Origin of the sequence: Alloprevotella sp. Lung230 (assembly GCF_014385435.1) — a bacterium.
GTDB lineage: Bacteria > Bacteroidota > Bacteroidia > Bacteroidales > Bacteroidaceae > Alloprevotella.
Window position 1 is genome coordinate 22547 of sequence record NZ_JACSUD010000002.1, and the last position, 16989, is coordinate 39535.

The following is a 16989-nucleotide window of genomic DNA, read 5'->3' on the forward strand; positions in this document are numbered from 1 at the left end:
TATGCTGCACATCGGTATATTGGGCGGCTCGTTCAACCCCATCCACAATGGTCACCTCAGATTGGCACAAGCCGTGCTTGAACGAGGATGGGTCGATGAAGTATGGTTGCTTGTCTCCCCTCAAAATCCTCTCAAATCCCAAGCAGAATTGGCCGATGAGCAGTTGCGCCTTTCGATGGCGCGCGATGCGGTGAAGCGAGAAAATCACATCAAGGTGTGTGATATTGAGTTCTCACTTCCTCGTCCCTCCTACACTTGGAACACTCTCGAAGCGCTTGAGGAACAGTATCCAGAGAATTGCTTTTCGCTGATTGTCGGAGGAGATAATTGGCAGGACTTCCAACGCTGGGCACACTGGGTGGAGATTTTGGCCAACTATGAATTGATAGTCTACCCACGTCCGGACAGCTCTATATCTCCCACAACTCTACCGCCAACAGTGCATTTACTTGACGTACCTCTTCTTCCCATAAGCAGCACTGATATTCGCAAGAAAATCAAGCAAGGTAAAGATATTTCAGAGGAAGTTCCCTCCTCTGTTGTTCCTGTTTGCCAACAGATTTATCGATGACCTTCTCTTTCTGATAAAATCCGTAAAGGAAAAACTCCCTCTCAAACTCTTACCGAAAGAGATTGAGAGGGTGTTTTTCCTATGGAGAGATTGTTACTTAGACAAGTGAGCAAGACACTCGACAATGGTTCATCACAGCGTGGCAACCAAAGGAGAGAAGAGTCATAGCGCACCGATACAGAGGCAAATCATGCTCAGCAACACCAATAGCAAATCGACCGCCTTCAAACGTAGATTACTCTCACGAAATAGAAATGCCCCAAAAAGAAAACTCACCAATACGCTGCTGCGCCGCGTCATAGAAACGATAGCAATGAGAGCTTCCGGATGCGAAAGGGCAAAGAAGTAGAAAAGGTCGGCTGCTGTCAAAAACACACTAATACCGACAATGCTCCATCTCCACGCAAAAGGAGTGGAATGCTTACGCTTGGGCCACCAAATCGCAAGAAAGATTAAGCCCATCAATACGACTTGATAGAAGTTGAACCATACCTGTACAAACATGGCATTCAACCCCATACCACCAGAAGACTGAGGGGACAACAGAAACTTGTCGTACAATCCACTACAAGCACCGAGTAGTGCTGCCAAGATCAGCAAGAAAATCCACTTGTTGTGTGTAAAGTCTATTCCTTCTTTCTTTCCGCTTCTACTCAGCAAGAAAAAGGAAATGATGGCCAGCCCTACACCAGCCCATTGCCAGGCATTAAAATGCTCGTTGAACAGAAGTAAAGCCCCCATCAATGTCAATACCGGCCGTGTTGCATTGATAGGGCCTACAATCGTGAGGGGAAGATGCTTGATGGCGAAGTAGCCGCACATCCAAGATGATAGGACAAGGATGGCTTTTAGTATCACCCAGCAATGTGCCTCTCCATCCATGAGCGGAACATACCAATGACAGTCCGTAGAAAGTTGCCCGGTCACAGAGAGTAGCAATGTGGGAAGGAACAATGCACTACATATAATGGTGTTCAGCAACAATACCGGTATGACAGCGTTGTTCCGCAACGACTGTTTTTTGAAGACATCATAACCGCCCAAAAGCACGGCTGAACAAACAGCAAGAAAGAACCACATAGATGATATCAATATTGGACGTCCACCAAGAATAAAGCGTTGGCAGCAACACTTTCTCCTGCCGAACAGCGATTTTGGGCTGCAATGACCTTCCGAAATTCATCGATTGACATGCGCCCACGTCCCACCTCTAAAAGTGTTCCGACAACAGCGCGCACCATATTGCGGAGAAAACGATTGGCGGTAATTTCAAATCGCCAATAATCCTCCTCTATCTGTACCCATCGGGCGTGTTGGACGTCACAGATGTTGGTCTTTTGATCATTGTTGAGTTTCGAGAAACTCGTAAAATCCTCTGCATCGAGCAAGAGAGCTGCAGCTTGATTCATCAGTTCATAATTAGGCACAAAGGTCAGCCGATGTGCATAATGCCGACGATAGGGATTCTTCTTGGTGTAAACAAAATAATGATAGGTGCGTAGGATGGCAGAAAAACGGGCATGCAAATCGTCATCTACTTGCTTTACGCCGTCGACAGCAATGTCTTCGGGTAAAATACGATTAAGACGAAATGCGAATTGTTCCACATCAAGGCTTTGTTCTGTATCGAAATGGGCAACCATTTTCGAAGCATGCACTCCGGTATCTGTACGCCCCGCTCCCACACATTCTGTCGGTGTTGGAAGAAGTTTAGAGAGTGCATCATTGAGACGCTCCTGAACAGTAGCAGCATTGGGTTGAACCTGCCAGCCATGATAGCAAGTGCCATCATAGGAGAAAGTAATGAAATAGCGCATAAGCCGGCAAAGAAATGAAAAGGGACAATAAAAAGCGTGCTGCACTCTGAGCAGAATGCAGCACGCAATGATAGGTATTTAAGTGAGATTGCTCAATCGCAATTAGGCTTCTTCAGCAACAACTTCGAAAGCAACTTCTGCCGAAACATCCTTGTGGAGTTTCACAACCGCAGTGTAAGCGCCTACTTGCTTCACTTCTTTCAGAACGATGCTCTTGCGATCTACTTCGAGACCACGCTTAGCCAATTCTTCAGAGATTTGAAGGTTGGTCACAGAACCATAGATAGAGCCTGTAACACTTACCTTCATGGCAATCTTGATGTCGGCAACAGCATTGAGTTTTTCGGCCAAAGCAACAGCTTCGTTCTTAATTTTTTCGAGCTTGTGAGCCTGCTGCTTGAGGTTTTCAGCCAACATTTTTTTTGCAGAAGCTGAAGCGATGACAGCCTTACCCGTAGGAATGAGGAAGTTACGGCCATAGCCGTCCTTGACAGTTACGATTTCGTTCTTGAAACCGAGACCTTGTACGTTTTCTTTCAGAATGATTTCCATGTGTGTACCTCCTCTTTTATTATTTCATCAAATCGGTTACGAAAGGAAGGAGAGCCAAGTGACGTGCACGCTTCACAGCTTGTGCCACACGACGCTGAAACTTCAGAGAAGTACCCGTGATGCGACGAGGCAGAATTTTACCTTGTTCATTGAGGAACTTCTTCAAAAATTCAGGATCCTTGTAGTCGATATACTTAATACCGCTCTTCTTGAAACGGCAATACTTCTTTTTCTTGACATCGACAGTGGGGGGAGTCAAATAGCGAATTTCAGATGCTTGTGCCATGGTTTAGTTCTCCTTTTTGTTTGAGCGACGTTTTTCTGCATATTGTGCTGCATACTTGTCGAGTTTAACGGTAAGGAAGCGGATTACGCGCTCATCGCGACGGAAACCGAGTTCCAACTTTTCTACTACGGAGGGTTCAGCCTTGAACTCCAGCAACTGGTAGAAACCGGTGCTCTTCTTGTCGATGGCATAGGCCATCTTCTTGAGGCCCCAGTTTTCTTCATTGACAATCTCGGCACCTTGTGCAACGAGAACATCTTTGAACTTTTCGACCGTCTCCTTCATCTGAACATCAGACAAAACGGGAGTAAGGATGAAAACGGTCTCATACTGATTCATCATGAGATGTGATTGAATTGAGTGAATAAAATGATTTTCTTGTTGCTTTGGGCATATTTATCCTTCCCAAAGAGGAGAACAATCCCAAAAAGCGCTGCAAAAATACGCCTTTTTTCTCGACACAACAAGTTTTTCGCTCTTTTTTTTCTTTTTGCCGACTAAATTCTTCTATTATAGAAGTAGTGTCATTTGTTTTTAGTACTTTTGCATACCTCTTTTTTCAAAGAAATCACATTCACAAAACTATGACTCAGAACTTATCTCCTCAAATAGTCCACCTGCTTGCTCTCAGCAGAGAGGAAGCTCACAACAATAATTGTCACTCTGTTGGGTCGGTAGCTTTGCTACTTGGCATGCTTCGGGATGAAGATGGTTCCGCCCGAAAGGTGATTGCTCAGTTTGGACTTCCTATTGATGTGCTTCGCGCGACTCTTATGAAACGTTTAAACACAGAAGATGCAGACATTGAGCACGACACAGACCTTCCTTTGGATAGTGATACAGAGCGTATATTGCGCCTGTCTCAACTAGAAGCTCGTTTTCAAAAAGCAGAGGAGGCCACCGATGTGCATGTTTTATTGGCTTTGTTGCGCGACCACATCAATGAGGGCTGCAAGGTGATGCAAACATTTGATATTGACTACAAGAAAGTAATCAGTGTCATGAATTTGAAGTCAACAACTCCGGCCCCACAAGGCAATCTTGGGTTTGCCGATGAAGATTCCTCCAATACCACAAATTCCACAAATACTCCCACAGCACAATCCAACAGTCACGAGACCCCCATTCTTGACAACTATGGGACAGACCTGACCAAAGCAGCCGCTGAAGGCGTGCTTGATCCCATTGTGGGAAGGCATGCCGAGATTGAACGGATGGCGCAAATTCTCACACGCCGTAAGAAGAACAATCCGGTTCTGATTGGTGAACCCGGGGTTGGAAAAAGTGCCCTTGTGGAGGGACTTGCTCAGCTTATCGCCCAGAATGAAGTACCCCATCTGTTGCTCAACAAGCGCATTGTGAGCCTGGATATGGCCTCCGTCGTGGCCGGCACACAATATCGCGGTCAATTTGAAGAACGCCTGCGTCGATTGATAGAAGAACTGAAGAACAATCGCGATATTATTCTTTTTATTGACGAAATACACACCATCATCGGGGCTGGTAGTGCTCCAGGCAGCCTTGATGCAGCCAACATCCTCAAACCAGCTTTAGCACGGGGTGAAGTGCAGTGCATCGGTGCAACGACCATCGGTGAATTTAAGAAAAGCATCGAAAAGGATGGAGCGCTCGATCGACGCTTTCAGAAAGTCTTGCTTGAACCCACTACCGCAGATGACACATTGCGCATCCTTCACAACATCAAAGAACGCTACGAAGCTCACCACAACGTGCACTATACAGATGCTGCATTAGACGCTTGTGTCAGTCTCACTGAACGTTATATCACCGATCGTGCATTGCCGGACAAAGCGATTGACGCCCTTGATGAGGCTGGGAGTCGAGTGCATCTGCTTAATGTGCGTATGCCTCATCATATTGAATTCAAAGAGACAGAAGTAAACCGCTTACGAGCCCTGAAAGAAGAAGCTGTGGTTCAGCAGAACTTTGAGTTGGCCGCAAGTCTGCGTGACCAACTGATTCAGGCAGAGGATGAACTAAACCACTTGAAATCAGAGTGGCAAAAAGACTTGCAAGACCACCGCATCACAGTCGATTTAGACGATGTAGCCGGAGTCGTATCAATGATGAGCGGAGTTCCGGCAGAACGTATGAAAGAAAGCGAAAACATTCGTCTTAAAGGAATGAAACAAGCGCTTTCTTCGAAAGTGATTGCTCAGGAACGTGCCATCATGCGTTTGACGCGTGCCATCACGCGCAACCGTCTCGGACTCAAAGATCCTAATCGTCCTATTGGTACCTTTATGTTCGTTGGTCCCACCGGTGTAGGCAAAACGCATTTGGTCAAGACCTTGGCCGAGTTTATGTTTGGTCGTAAAGATGCACTCATCCGCATTGACATGAGTGAGTATGGTGAAAAGTTCTCCACCTCTCGGCTTGTGGGAGCCCCTCCCGGATACGTAGGCTATGAAGAAGGGGGGCAGCTCACCGAACAAGTGCGACGTCATCCCTACTCTATTGTGCTGCTTGACGAAATTGAAAAAGCCCACCCTGACGTGTTCAACACCTTGCTCCAAGTGATGGATGAAGGACGCATGACGGATGGAAATGGCACAACCGTAGATTTCCGCAACACCATCATTATCATGACCTCTAATAGTGGAAGTCGACAACTGAAAGAATTTGGAGCAGGCATCGGCTTCTCAGCTCCCACTGATGGACTCAATGTAGAAGTGGCTGAGAGCATCGTACGCAAAGCACTTCAACGCCAATTTGCTCCCGAATTTCTCAATCGACTGGATGAAATCATCATGTTTGACCCCCTCAGTCGAGAAAGTGTAGAAAGCATTGCCCAGCTCGAAATCCAAGCACTCTCTCACCGTCTGACAGCAACAGGACACACCCTCACCTTGACGCCCGCTGCTATCGCCTTCATCGCGAGAAAAGGTTATGACCCACAATATGGTGCTCGTGCCCTTCGCCGCACATTACAACAATATGTGGAAGACCCCATTTGTGATCTTTTTTTGGATAATGCGGCAGGCACAGCTTTGACAGCCGACTTAGATGAAGAGGCTGAAAAGATAGTCATATCAACTGACACCACCATGTCGTAAATTTACATCTATGAAAAGTACCTTCCTATAAAGGTTGTAGTTTATTTTACCTCAGAGGTAGTTTTTTCTATCTCTGAGGTAGAAAAAATTATCTCCTATGTAGAATTGAAGCCTTCCTAAGCAGGTATTCAAAATTAATCGTAGCTATTTTAGTCACAGGAAGTTCTCTACTTTGATACCATCTTTGTGTATTTTTTCCGCCATCTCGCCTTTGTTCATTGGTCGTGTAGCTTGATACACTCCTTGTTCGCAAAGACGACCTGACGAAAAATTGAAACAAAGATAGTATCCACTAATTCCGAGCACCTACTTAGCTTTCGTTTTTCCACCTTTCTTTTTGCATTTTTCCTCTCTAAACCTTAGAATCTTCCACCATGTCTCCTGCAATAGATTTATTTTGGGCTTGCACCACATCTAATGATTTGCATTGCGCTCAGAGTTATGCCAACGCCCACCCACAGGTTGTTCTCCATCCCATCGTTCAAGACGAACATCTCTTAATGGGGGAACATCAAGCAATATTGGTTGATAGTTTATCCTCTTCAAAGAGCCTGCGACTCATTGCACAGCACAGCACAGCTCCTTATGTGGCTCTATTTCTGCGTCCCACCCACTTTCAACCGGCTTATCGTTGTCTGGAACGCCTACTCCAAGTCGCCATCGACACTCAAGCTGCAATGATTTACGCAGACCACTGGATCCAACAGGAAGAAAAAGATGGAACACTCTCTCTTCCTCAACTCCACCCTCTGATTGATTATCAGATAGGATCCGTGCGTGATGATTTCGATTTTGGTGGTTTGTGGTTAGTACGTGGAGAATTACTTCGCAACTTTGTTGCCGAGAACAAATGCCGGTACAAGTTTGCCGCGTTTTATGCGTTTCGTCTTTACCTCAGCCAACAAGGAGAGCTATATCATTTGCGCGAGCCACTCTATACCGAATTGCAAATCGATTTGCGACAAAGTGGTGAAAAACAGTTTGATTACGTCAATCCTTCTGCTCGAGAGGTGCAACTCGAAATGGAACGAGCTTGTACTCACCACCTCAAGGAAATCGATGCTTGGCTCGACCCCAGCGAGTTTGATGACATACCGATAGAATACGCTCCTATCAATAATAGTGAGTCAGAAGTTATTTCAAATTATAAGGAGGGCACACAGTTGCTCAACCAATCCTTTGAAGGGACTTTTCCTGTGACTGCGTCTGTGATAATTCCCGTTCGCAACCGTGTCCGCACCATTGCTGATGCCATTCAATCTGTGCTCTCGCAAGACGCTGACTTCTCTTTCAATCTTATTGTCATAGACAACCATTCAAGTGATGGAACACTGGACGTGATTACGAAGTGGCAGCAGCAGGATCAGCGAGTGGTGCTACTCACCCCTGAGCGTACCGATTTAGGCATTGGTGGATGTTGGGATATGGCCATACGTTCTGAGCATTGTGGACGTTATGCTGTGCAATTGGATTCCGATGACTTATATAGTGGCGCCGATACACTGAAGCGCATCGTAGAGGTTTTCCAAAAGCAGAAGGTTGCCATGGTGATTGGTGCCTATCGTATGGTGGATTTCTCTCTCAATACTCTTCCTCCCGGACTCATCGCCCACACCGAGTGGACGGCCGATAATGGAAGAAACAATGCGCTTCGTATCAATGGATTAGGAGCTCCACGTGCTTTCAACACTTCAATCCTTCGGACGATAGGATTTCCCAACACTTCTTATGGTGAGGATTACGCATTGGGACTGGCTATCTCCCGACACTACCGCATCGGACGCATCTACGACGAACTTTATCTTTGTCGACGATGGGAGGACAACTCCGATGCCGCCCTTAGCATAGAGAAGATCAATGCCAACAACGCCTACAAAGACGAACTGCGATCCCTTGAAATTCGTGCACGTCAACAGATGAACTCTATTTGGAAGCATTCCCTCAACGAGAATGAGGTCTATGACTTTATCAAAGTACAAAAGAAAATATGGGACGAAGTGCGCGAACGCTTTGAGGCCCTGCAAAATGTCGTACAGATAAAATCTTTTGAAACAGTGGGAGGAGAGATTGCTGTTCAACACAATCCGGCCCGAATTGTTTCGACCGGAGCAAAAATCGATGCTCATTATCTCAAGAAGCGTCCTTGTTTCTTGTGTGATCTCCATCGTCCCACCATACAAATGTCCTTACCGGTTGAAGCCTACTATCAAGTACTGATCAACCCCTTTCCTATTCTTCCCGACCATCTTACCCTCCCCACGCGGCGTCATCTCCCTCAAGAGATTGAACGACACCTTTCTGCCTTTTGTCGTATGACCGCTGCATTACCACATTTCCTATGCTTCTACAATGGAGCACGTTGTGGGGCCTCCGCTCCTGATCATGCTCATTTTCAAGCAGGAGCACGTGGCATAGTGCCATTGGAGCGAAATTGGGGAAAATACGAGGGACGACTGGAACGCCTATTTCCTCTAAATACGGAGGAAGTTGCTGAAACGGAAGAAGCGGGCTATACCGACAAGCGAGCCGGCATTTATTTATTACGTGACTACGTCTGTCCTGCTTTCGTTGTCATTGGAGAGCAGGCAGAGGGTGGCCAACCTCTGTTGCGCAAACTTCTTGCTGCAATTCCATGTCCGGAAGGTCGGAAAGAGCCCGATATCAATTTACTCGCTTGGATGGAGGAAAGCGCAACCACACAGCAAAAAACAATGATAACCATCGTATTCCCTCGCTGCAAGCATCGTCCTGACTGCTACACTGCCGAGGGGGAGGCACAAATGCTTGTGTCTCCAGGCGCATTAGATATGGGTGGACTTATCATTACACCTCGCCCAGAAGATTACCAGCGCATCACCGAAAAGCAAGCAGTAGGGATTCTCCGCGAAGTGACACTTTCAGAAAGTGAAATGCAGAGCATTGCTCGGCATTTGCATCATTCGATGCGGCAGAACACAGGAACTATCAGTAATAGTTCTCTGAAGAAAGGTAAAGAGCCTATGGTCAATGTCGGAATCATGACTGCAGACAGCATCCAGTTTTCCATAGACACTGTTTACACTGCCAAGGGGAAAAATATCAGCGGAGTGCAAACTGTGGAATACTGCGAGGGAGGAATCCTATGGAATGGTAATGTGTATAGCGAACTCACTTTCCGTCCTACCTCCGAAGAACACGAGTCTCAATTCACTCTAAATGAAGTCCCTATAGGTATCAACTTCCATTGGGAGTGCAAGCAAAAACAAACCTTTCATGGAACTTTAAGTTTCATGGTAGAGGAAGAGAAGTTGGTCGCTATCAACCGCATTTCTGCAGAGTTGTATCTGGAAAGTGTAATTTCTTCTGAGATGAGTCCAAATGCCTCTTTTGAATTTCTCAAAGCTCATGCCGTGGTCAGTCGTTCTTGGCTGTTCAAAATGCTGCAACAGCGCCAGAAGATGGTGCAGTCAGGTAATGAAGAAAACTTTTTCTCCTTTCAGCGAAAAGGAGATGAATACATTCGCTGGTATGGGAGGGAAGATCATACTCTATTTGATGTCTGTGCCGATGACCACTGCCAGCGTTACCAAGGTATCACCTCTATCACACGCTCCGAGGTGCATCGTGCCGTAGAGGCAACTCGTGGACAAGTGCTGAAAGTGGGCGAAGACTTTTGTGACGCCCGTTTTTCAAAATGCTGTGGCGGTGTCACGGAACGTTATTCTACATGTTGGGAAGACCAAGATTTTTCTTACCTTTCTCCCATATTTGATGGCCCCAACACAACGAAGCTGGATCCGGGAATACCGAACCTCACTGATGAGCAGGAGGCACGGCATTGGATAACTTCTGCTCCAACCGCTTTCTGCAAAACGAAAGATGCGCAACTACTGTCGCAGGTGATGAAAGATTACGACCAAGAAACTCCGGACTTCTATCGCTGGGAAGTTCGCTATACCCAGGAGGAATTGTCTCGGTTGCTTAAGAAAAAAACAGAGGTTGACTTTGGAAAAATCATCGACCTTATTCCAGTGGAACGGGGAGGCAGCGGGCGCATCATACGCCTCAAAATACTCGGCACAGCCTGTACAATGACCATCGGGAAGGAGTTGGAAATCCGCCGTTCTCTGTCTGAATCCCACCTATATTCCAGTGCGTTTATTATTGAAAAAGAAGGAGTTGACGAAGATGGAATCCCCAAGAACTTCAAGCTGATAGGTGCAGGCTGGGGACACGGCGTAGGCCTCTGTCAGATAGGGGCGGCCGTGATGGCTGCAAAGGGCTATTCCTATCAGCAAATCCTACTGCACTATTATCAGAACGCAGAAATTCAACGTCAGTATGAGTAGAATTTATAGTACTTGGAAGTGGGTTCCTTCACTTTACTTTGTCGAAGGAATACCCTATATCATTGTGGGCAGTGTGGCCTTAATACTCTTTAAGCGCATGGGGTTGTCCGACACCGCCTGTACAGCCTATACCTCTTGGCTGGCCTTACCTTGGGCCATTAAGCCCATTTGGAGTCCGTTCATTGACATCTTTAAGACCAAACGTTGGTGGATTATAACGATGCAGGCTGTCATAGGTATCGCTTTGGGCACAATCGCTTTCACGCTCCCCACGTCCTTCTTCCTGCAAGCTGCTCTTGCTTTGTTTTTTCTTATTGCCTTCAGCAGTGCCACCCACGATATTGCAGCTGATGGGTTCTATATGCTGGCGCAAGATGAGCAGCAACAAGCCCTTAATGTTGGGGTGCGCAGCACTTTCTATCGTCTTGCCACAATCTTTAGTGAGGGGCTGCTGTTGATGCTCATCGGATTGCTTGAAGTTTATACGCGAAAATCAGTTGTGGCTTGGAGTTGGGGACTTGGAGCGATTGGATTGCTTTTCTTCCTCATCGCTGCTTACCATAACTGGGCACTTCCTCGTGTAAAAGAAGACCAAGGCACCTCATCGGATAACATTTCTGTTCGTGAGGTGATGGAGCAGTTTTTAGAGACCTTCGCTGTATTTTTCCGCAAGCCTCACGCCCTCATAGCGATGGCATTCCTCTTGATTTATCGACTGCCGGAAGCTATTTTGGTGAAACTCACCCCACTTTTTTTGTCCGAACGAATGAGCCAAGGCGGTCTCGGATTGACCACTTCGGAATATGGTTTTGTAAAAGGAACAGTCGGCGTTATCGGACTCACCTTCGGAGGGATTATTGGAGGCATTCTCGTTTCTCGCGATGGGTTTGCACGCTGGAAATGGCCCATGGCGTTGTCGATGTCACTACCCAACATCTTCTACGTCCTACTGGCCTATTATCAACCCCACAACTTACTATGTATCAATTTGGCAGTTGGCATTGAGCAGTTTGGCTATGGATTTGGTTTTACGCTTTATATGCTTTATATGCTTTACTTCTCCCAAGGAGCGCTAAAAACGGCCCACTATGCCATCTGTACAGCCTTTATGGCCTTGAGCATGATTATACCCGGCTTGTTTTCCGGCTGGATTGCCGACCACCTTGGCTATTACAATAGCTTCATCCTTGTGATGTTGCTCATTCCTCTGTCGTTTTTTGTGTGTCATCTTATTCGTGTGCCGGCAGACTTCGGACAGAAAGCGAAAGAAGAGAGTGACACAATATAATCATTTGAACCTTTCGCCTGCACACTATTGGAAGGGAGGGAAAGAAAATCTGCAAGCTTTTATTTTTTTTGTTTTTCTCTTGAAGAAAATAGGCTCAATAGCTTTCAAAATAGATTTATCTTTGTATCTTTGCAAAGTCTCAATGGCAGAATTTGCCTTCTGACAAGTCTTTAATATCAAATTATCTTCTCAACGAAATTATCACTCACATGGCAGAATGGTTTGAATGCAAAATAAAGTATGAGCGCACGATGGAAAATGGCATGCTCAAAAAAGTAAATGAGCCCTACCTCGTGGATGCGCTGAACTTCACGGAGGCCGAACGGCGTATTACCGAAGAAATTGCCCCCTTCATGATGGGAGAATTTCAGGTAAGCGACATAAAGCGTGCACGTTTTGCCGAAATCTTTGAAACCACTGACGAAAGTGCTGACCGCTGGTTCAAAGCCAAACTCACTTTTGTCACCCTCGACGAAAAAACTGGTAAAGAAAAAAAATCATCCCACAACATTTTGGTACAATCCTCTGATTTGCGTGACGCTGTCAAACGTTTAGATGAAGGGATGAAGGGCTCGATGATGGACTATGTGATTTCATCTCTTGCAGAAACTCCTTTGATGGGCGTTTTCCACTATAAGGTCGACATCCCTGAAAAGAGTGAATGATACTCAACCTCCAACTGCCATGCTCACCCCTCTTCAGCAACAACTATTGCAAGTACGTGCGACATTACCTCAAGACGTAGAACTGGTGGCTGTCTCCAAATTTCATCCTGTGGAGGCCCTTCAAGAAGCCTATGACGCAGGACAGCGTATATTTGGAGAAAGTCGCGTGCAAGAGTTGGAGCAAAAACGTCCACTAATGCCTGCCGACACACGATGGCACTTCATTGGGCATCTGCAAGCGAACAAGGTGAAATATATTGCACCCTATGTAGAACTCATACATGCAGTTGACAGCCTTAAGTTGTTGGTAGAAATTGACCGACAAGCCGCGCGCTGTGGACGTATTATTCACTGTTTGCTGCAAGTACATGTGGCACAAGAGAATACAAAATATGGCTTTCTCCCTAACGAATTGTTTGATTTCTTGGAAAAAGGAGAGTGGCGAGCACTTTCCAATACCTGTTTAGCCGGTTTGATGTGTATGGCCACCAATACGGACAACGAGCAACAGATACGTCAAGAGTTCCACCAAGCGAAATCACTTTTCGAGCAAGTAAAAGTACGCTATTTCTCCAAGGTACCCACTTTCTCCCAATGCTCTTGGGGAATGAGCGATGACTACCCAATTGCTATAGAAGAAGGGAGTACACTGATACGAGTAGGATCAAAAATCTTTGGAGAACGGCACTATTAGCGATTACTATGAAAACTTTTAAGCGCATTCAGCAGCTTATTGAACAACAAGATCTAAATGTGGCAGAACAGCAACTATTTTCTGCCTCAAAAGAGGAACTTTCTCCTGCCGAACATCACTATCTTTTAGGGCTGATTTGGGCAAAGCGTGCAGACTGGAAGCAAGCGAAGAGTCATTTTCTCGAAGCTGTTGCCCTTGACCCAAAAAGCCCGGCTCAATCTCCACTTGAGATGCTGACGAACATCTATGACTACTATTATAAAGACAATTTAAATCCTTAAAAATCATTTGTGTATGGCTAAAATCAGAGGTGCTGTGGTCATTGACCAAGAGCGATGTAAAGGATGCAATCTCTGCGTTGTGGCATGCCCAACCCAAACTCTCGCGCTGAGTACGACAGCCGTCAACCATCATGGCTATGCATTTAGCCAAGATGTTCAGCCCGAAGCTTGCATTGGATGCGCGTCTTGCGCAGAAGTTTGTCCCGATGCGTGTATTGTAGTTTACAAAATCAAAGAAGGATAATTCTTTCAGTCAGAAGAGGGATATCCCTTCTTTTCTGCCCCTCTTACTGAACGAACGACTCCAAGTTCTTATTTTTTCCTTTTGACCCCCCTTGACTATGGAAAAAGAAATAATGCTGTTAAAAGGCAATGAAGCTTTGGCACATGCTGCCGTGCGTTGTGGATGTGATGCCTACTTTGGCTACCCCATCACCCCGCAAAGCGAAGTGCTGGAAACCTTAGCCGAACTTGCACCTTGGAAAACAACCGGTATGGTTGTGCTACAAGCCGAAAGCGAGGTAGCTTCTATCAATATGCTCTATGGAGCTGGTGGCTGTGGCAAACGCGTAATGACATCTTCCGCTAGTGTAGGAATTGCCCTGATGCAGGAAGGTATCAGCTACATGGTAGGAGCTGAGGTGCCCTCTTTGATTGTCAATGTGCAACGTGGCGGCCCCGGCCTGGGAACCATTCAGCCTTCTCAGAGTGACTATAACCAAGCGACTCGTGGAGGCGGCAATGGTGACTACGAAATGATAGTGCTCGCCCCCAATAGTGTGCAAGAGATGGCTGATTTCGTAGGGTTGGGCTTTGACTTAGCGTTCAAATATCGCAATCCTGTCATTATGCTCGCCGATGGCGTCATCGGCCAGATGATGGAGAAAGTCGAATTGCAACCTCAACAAGAGCGACTCTCTGATGAGGAGATTGCTCACCGCTACCCTTGGGCGACTACGGGATGCCGACAGCGTAAGCCCAATGTCATCACCTCCGTAGAGTTGCAACCCGAGATTATGGAAAAGCACAACCTCCATCTGCAAGCTAAATATCAAGAGATGGAGCAGAATGAAGTGCGCTACGAGTGGTCGGGCTCTGACCATCCTGTGCTTGGTATTGTGGCTTTTGGTTCGGCAGCACGCATCTCCCAGAAAGTGGTAGACTTAGCTCACGAAGAGGGCATCGAGGTGCGTCTCTTACGCCCCATCACGCTGTGGCCTTTCCCAAAGGCTGCTGTACGTGAAATGGCGGCTCAGGTCAAAGGCATTCTGACGGTCGAAATCAACGCCGGCCAGATGGTAAACGATGTCCGCTTAGTGGTCGAAGGGCGTGTACCGGTCGAACACTATGGCCGTTTAGGCGGCATCGTGCCCAGTCCGAATGAGATTTTAAGAAAACTGAAATCCATGCTCTAACTATGTCCAATCGCATTCCAATTCAAGACGAAAAGGCTCGTCGCCAAAGACGTTTGCTCAGTCTTCGCAACTGGCTCAATGGTGTGTTTATGCTGCTTGCGCTTATTGCCATCATCGGTGTGCTTCTCTTTAAGGCCGGCGACATCAGGCTCTATATCAGCTACGGCATAGCCATTCTGGCCATACTCGTCAAGATGGTAGAGGCCATATTTCGTATGCCTGGAATTTTCAATAAGTTATAGCCATGACAAAAGAAGAAATCATACAGCAGGGGCAAGTCGCTTACAAAAGCTCATCTTTGCTCAACAAAAATACGATGCACTACTGCCCAGGGTGTTCCCATGGGGTGGTTCATAAGTTGGTGGCTGAGGTCATCGAAGAGATGGAACTCGGCGACAAGTCGGTGGGTGTCAGTCCTGTGGGATGCGGTGTCTTCATGTACAAATACCTCGACATCGACTTCCAAGAGGCGGCTCACGGGCGCGCTGCTGCGGTGGCCACAGCCATCAAGCGCGTCTTGCCAAACCATCTCGTTTTCACTTATCAAGGAGATGGAGACGCTGCCGGTATCGGTACCAACGAAACGCTCCATGCGCTCAACCGCGGTGAAGGCATTACCATCATCTTTATCAACAATGCCATCTACGGCATGACCGGTGGACAAATGGCCCCTACGACCCTACTGGGACAAGTTACGGCCACAAGCCCTTATGGACGCGAACCGGCCATCCACGGCTACCCTCTCAAACTCTCGGAAATGGCAGCTATGCTCGAAGGTACAGCTTATGTCACACGACAGAGTGTAGAGACTGTGGCTGCCATCAAGAAGACCAAGAAAGCCATTCGTAAGGCTTTTGAACTTTCGATGGAGCATAAAGGCTCCTGCTTGGTCGAAGTTGTGGCCACTTGTTCCTCCGGTTGGAAGCTTCCCCCCGTCAAGGCCAATGAGTGGATGAAAGAAAACATGTTTCCCTATTATCCAAAGGGCGATCTGAAGGATATCACCAAAGTACAATAGTTATGACACAAGAAATCATCATTGCCGGATTTGGCGGACAAGGCGTACTCTCTATGGGGAAAATTTTGGCTTATGCTGCCTTGATGGAGGGCAAAGAGGTGAGTTGGATGCCCGCTTATGGTCCCGAGCAACGCGGAGGGACAGCCAATGTGACAGTAATCATCAGCGATGAAAAAATCTCATCGCCCATCCTTTCAGCCTATGACACAGCCATTCTACTCAACCAGCCTTCCATCGACAAGTTCCAGCCGAAAGTCAAAGCCAGTGGAGCACTTATCTATGATGGCTTTGGAGTGATGGAGCCCCCCACACGCACTGACATCCACAACTACTGCATGCAGGCGATGAATGCGGCCACTGAAATGCGGTTGGCCAAATGCTTCAACATGATTATTTTAGGTGGATTTCTCAAAGTGCATCCGATTGTTGCGATCGAAAGTGTGATGAAGGCCTTGCGCAAAACCTTGCCCGAACGCCACCATCATCTGCTCCCCGCCAACGAACAAGCCATTTTGAAGGGAATGGAGCTCATCACCCTCTAAACATTACCAACATTATCTATTTAGACTTCACCTCCTAAAATAACAAACTACCTATGGCAAGCAGAAGAAATTTAAAGAAAGTGGTAAAAAACATCTCCGGTGAACTTTTTGCCGATTGTGTATTACTACGTCTTACCGAGCAAGCCGATCGCACGAAAGTGGAAGAACTGATGCGTGACATCGCCACGATGTACGCAGAGTTTGTGGCACGCATCAACCACACCGAAAAAGGCAGCGAAGCTTTGTTCTACAAAAAACTGCGCAAAGAGTTCACCGATACGGTCAATCGTATCCACGAAGAGCTCATCAAGGCTTGATTTCCTTCCTATCTATCTAACGCGTGAGCCTACGCGCCACTTGGGAAAAACTGATTTTCCTTCTCGACCTTCACACCTTTGACTGATTAGCTCTTAGGTGTGGAGGTTGAGTGTTGCCTGATGTTATCTTTATTTTAC

General features: G+C 46.7%; 18 protein-coding genes. 13 read left to right on the forward strand and 5 right to left on the reverse strand.

The window, feature by feature from the left end; all coding sequences use genetic code 11:
* Window position 1: 1 nt before the first annotated feature.
* A complete protein-coding gene (nadD, locus tag H8527_RS02235) occupies window positions 2-571 on the forward strand; it encodes a nicotinate (nicotinamide) nucleotide adenylyltransferase (protein ID WP_187545217.1) in 570 nt (189 codons plus the stop codon).
* Window positions 572-733: 162 nt separating this feature from the next.
* Here the strand turns inward: nadD and H8527_RS02240 are convergent, their stop codons facing one another.
* The 5 genes from H8527_RS02240 to rpsF form a co-directional block, all read right to left on the reverse strand.
* Window positions 734-1651 (reverse strand): DMT family transporter, encoded by a 918-nt coding sequence (locus H8527_RS02240; protein ID WP_187545218.1) that lies wholly within the window; start codon window positions 1649-1651, stop codon window positions 734-736.
* A gap of 8 nt (window positions 1652-1659) precedes the next feature.
* The gene (gene truA / locus H8527_RS02245; RefSeq protein WP_187545220.1) at window positions 1660-2388 is read right to left on the reverse strand and encodes a tRNA pseudouridine(38-40) synthase TruA; all 729 of its coding nucleotides are present in this window, start codon (window positions 2386-2388) and stop codon (window positions 1660-1662) included.
* A gap of 102 nt (window positions 2389-2490) precedes the next feature.
* Window positions 2491-2940, reverse strand: coding sequence for a 50S ribosomal protein L9 (rplI, locus tag H8527_RS02250; RefSeq protein ID WP_187545222.1), 450 nt, complete (start codon window positions 2938-2940; stop codon window positions 2491-2493).
* Between the two features lie 19 nt (window positions 2941-2959).
* Window positions 2960-3226, reverse strand: a complete 267-nt coding sequence (rpsR, locus tag H8527_RS02255; protein ID WP_187545224.1) for a 30S ribosomal protein S18 — start codon at window positions 3224-3226, stop codon at window positions 2960-2962.
* A gap of 3 nt (window positions 3227-3229) precedes the next feature.
* Complete coding sequence (gene rpsF / locus H8527_RS02260; protein WP_187545445.1) at window positions 3230-3565, reverse strand: 30S ribosomal protein S6; 336 nt, start codon at window positions 3563-3565, stop codon at window positions 3230-3232.
* A 245-nt stretch (window positions 3566-3810) separates the two neighbouring features.
* Here rpsF and H8527_RS02265 point away from each other — a divergent pair, with 245 nt between their 5' ends.
* The 12 genes from H8527_RS02265 to H8527_RS02320 all read left to right on the forward strand — a co-directional run bounded on the left by H8527_RS02265 (window position 3811) and on the right by H8527_RS02320 (window position 16851).
* Complete coding sequence (locus H8527_RS02265; protein ID WP_187545226.1) at window positions 3811-6303, forward strand: ATP-dependent Clp protease ATP-binding subunit; 2493 nt, start codon at window positions 3811-3813, stop codon at window positions 6301-6303.
* Window positions 6304-6677: 374 nt separating this feature from the next.
* Window positions 6678-10631: a DUF4922 domain-containing protein gene (locus H8527_RS02270; protein ID WP_187545227.1), complete on the forward strand. Its 3954-nt coding sequence runs from the start codon at window positions 6678-6680 to the stop codon at window positions 10629-10631.
* Window positions 10624-11919 carry an MFS transporter gene (locus tag H8527_RS02275; protein ID WP_187545229.1) on the forward strand — a complete coding sequence of 432 codons (1296 nt, stop codon included), beginning with the start codon at window positions 10624-10626 and terminating at the stop codon, window positions 11917-11919. Before H8527_RS02270 ends, H8527_RS02275 begins: the two co-directional genes overlap by 8 nt.
* 209 nt (window positions 11920-12128) lie before the next feature.
* Complete coding sequence (locus H8527_RS02280) at window positions 12129-12584, forward strand: DUF4494 domain-containing protein (protein ID WP_187545447.1); 456 nt, start codon at window positions 12129-12131, stop codon at window positions 12582-12584.
* Window positions 12585-12603: 19 nt separating this feature from the next.
* Window positions 12604-13278, forward strand: a complete 675-nt coding sequence (locus H8527_RS02285; protein ID WP_187545231.1) for a YggS family pyridoxal phosphate-dependent enzyme — start codon at window positions 12604-12606, stop codon at window positions 13276-13278.
* 8 nt (window positions 13279-13286) lie between these two features.
* Complete coding sequence (locus tag H8527_RS02290) at window positions 13287-13559, forward strand: hypothetical protein (protein ID WP_187545233.1); 273 nt, start codon at window positions 13287-13289, stop codon at window positions 13557-13559.
* Window positions 13560-13572: 13 nt separating this feature from the next.
* A complete protein-coding gene (locus tag H8527_RS02295; RefSeq protein WP_187545234.1) occupies window positions 13573-13803 on the forward strand; it encodes a 4Fe-4S binding protein in 231 nt (76 codons plus the stop codon).
* Between the two features lie 97 nt (window positions 13804-13900).
* Window positions 13901-14974 (forward strand): 3-methyl-2-oxobutanoate dehydrogenase subunit VorB, encoded by a 1074-nt coding sequence (locus tag H8527_RS02300; RefSeq protein WP_187545236.1) that lies wholly within the window; start codon window positions 13901-13903, stop codon window positions 14972-14974.
* 53 nt (window positions 14975-15027) lie between these two features.
* Window positions 15028-15216: a hypothetical protein gene (locus H8527_RS02305; protein WP_222935085.1), complete on the forward strand. Its 189-nt coding sequence runs from the start codon at window positions 15028-15030 to the stop codon at window positions 15214-15216.
* Between the two features lie 2 nt (window positions 15217-15218).
* Window positions 15219-15992 carry a thiamine pyrophosphate-dependent enzyme gene (locus H8527_RS02310; RefSeq protein ID WP_187545239.1) on the forward strand — a complete coding sequence of 258 codons (774 nt, stop codon included), beginning with the start codon at window positions 15219-15221 and terminating at the stop codon, window positions 15990-15992.
* 2 nt (window positions 15993-15994) lie between these two features.
* A complete protein-coding gene (locus H8527_RS02315; protein WP_187545241.1) occupies window positions 15995-16534 on the forward strand; it encodes a 2-oxoacid:acceptor oxidoreductase family protein in 540 nt (179 codons plus the stop codon).
* 53 nt (window positions 16535-16587) lie between these two features.
* The gene (locus H8527_RS02320) at window positions 16588-16851 is read left to right on the forward strand and encodes a hypothetical protein (protein WP_187545242.1); all 264 of its coding nucleotides are present in this window, start codon (window positions 16588-16590) and stop codon (window positions 16849-16851) included.
* The last annotated feature ends 138 nt before the right edge of the window (window positions 16852-16989 follow it).

Coding starts and splice junctions, on each gene's coding strand:
- nadD (WP_187545217.1), top strand. CDS start 2: ATGCTGCACATCGGTATATTGGGCGGCTCGTTCAACCCCATCCACAAT.
- H8527_RS02240 (WP_187545218.1), bottom strand. CDS start 1,651: ATGTGGTTCTTTCTTGCTGTTTGTTCAGCCGTGCTTTTGGGCGGTTAT.
- truA (WP_187545220.1), bottom strand. CDS start 2,388: ATGCGCTATTTCATTACTTTCTCCTATGATGGCACTTGCTATCATGGC.
- rplI (WP_187545222.1), bottom strand. CDS start 2,940: ATGGAAATCATTCTGAAAGAAAACGTACAAGGTCTCGGTTTCAAGAAC.
- rpsR (WP_187545224.1), bottom strand. CDS start 3,226: ATGGCACAAGCATCTGAAATTCGCTATTTGACTCCCCCCACTGTCGAT.
- rpsF (WP_187545445.1), bottom strand. CDS start 3,565: ATGAATCAGTATGAGACCGTTTTCATCCTTACTCCCGTTTTGTCTGAT.
- H8527_RS02265 (WP_187545226.1), top strand. CDS start 3,811: ATGACTCAGAACTTATCTCCTCAAATAGTCCACCTGCTTGCTCTCAGC.
- H8527_RS02270 (WP_187545227.1), top strand. CDS start 6,678: ATGTCTCCTGCAATAGATTTATTTTGGGCTTGCACCACATCTAATGAT.
- H8527_RS02275 (WP_187545229.1), top strand. CDS start 10,624: ATGAGTAGAATTTATAGTACTTGGAAGTGGGTTCCTTCACTTTACTTT.
- H8527_RS02280 (WP_187545447.1), top strand. CDS start 12,129: ATGGCAGAATGGTTTGAATGCAAAATAAAGTATGAGCGCACGATGGAA.
- H8527_RS02285 (WP_187545231.1), top strand. CDS start 12,604: ATGCTCACCCCTCTTCAGCAACAACTATTGCAAGTACGTGCGACATTA.
- H8527_RS02290 (WP_187545233.1), top strand. CDS start 13,287: ATGAAAACTTTTAAGCGCATTCAGCAGCTTATTGAACAACAAGATCTA.
- H8527_RS02295 (WP_187545234.1), top strand. CDS start 13,573: ATGGCTAAAATCAGAGGTGCTGTGGTCATTGACCAAGAGCGATGTAAA.
- H8527_RS02300 (WP_187545236.1), top strand. CDS start 13,901: ATGGAAAAAGAAATAATGCTGTTAAAAGGCAATGAAGCTTTGGCACAT.
- H8527_RS02310 (WP_187545239.1), top strand. CDS start 15,219: ATGACAAAAGAAGAAATCATACAGCAGGGGCAAGTCGCTTACAAAAGC.
- H8527_RS02315 (WP_187545241.1), top strand. CDS start 15,995: ATGACACAAGAAATCATCATTGCCGGATTTGGCGGACAAGGCGTACTC.
- H8527_RS02320 (WP_187545242.1), top strand. CDS start 16,588: ATGGCAAGCAGAAGAAATTTAAAGAAAGTGGTAAAAAACATCTCCGGT.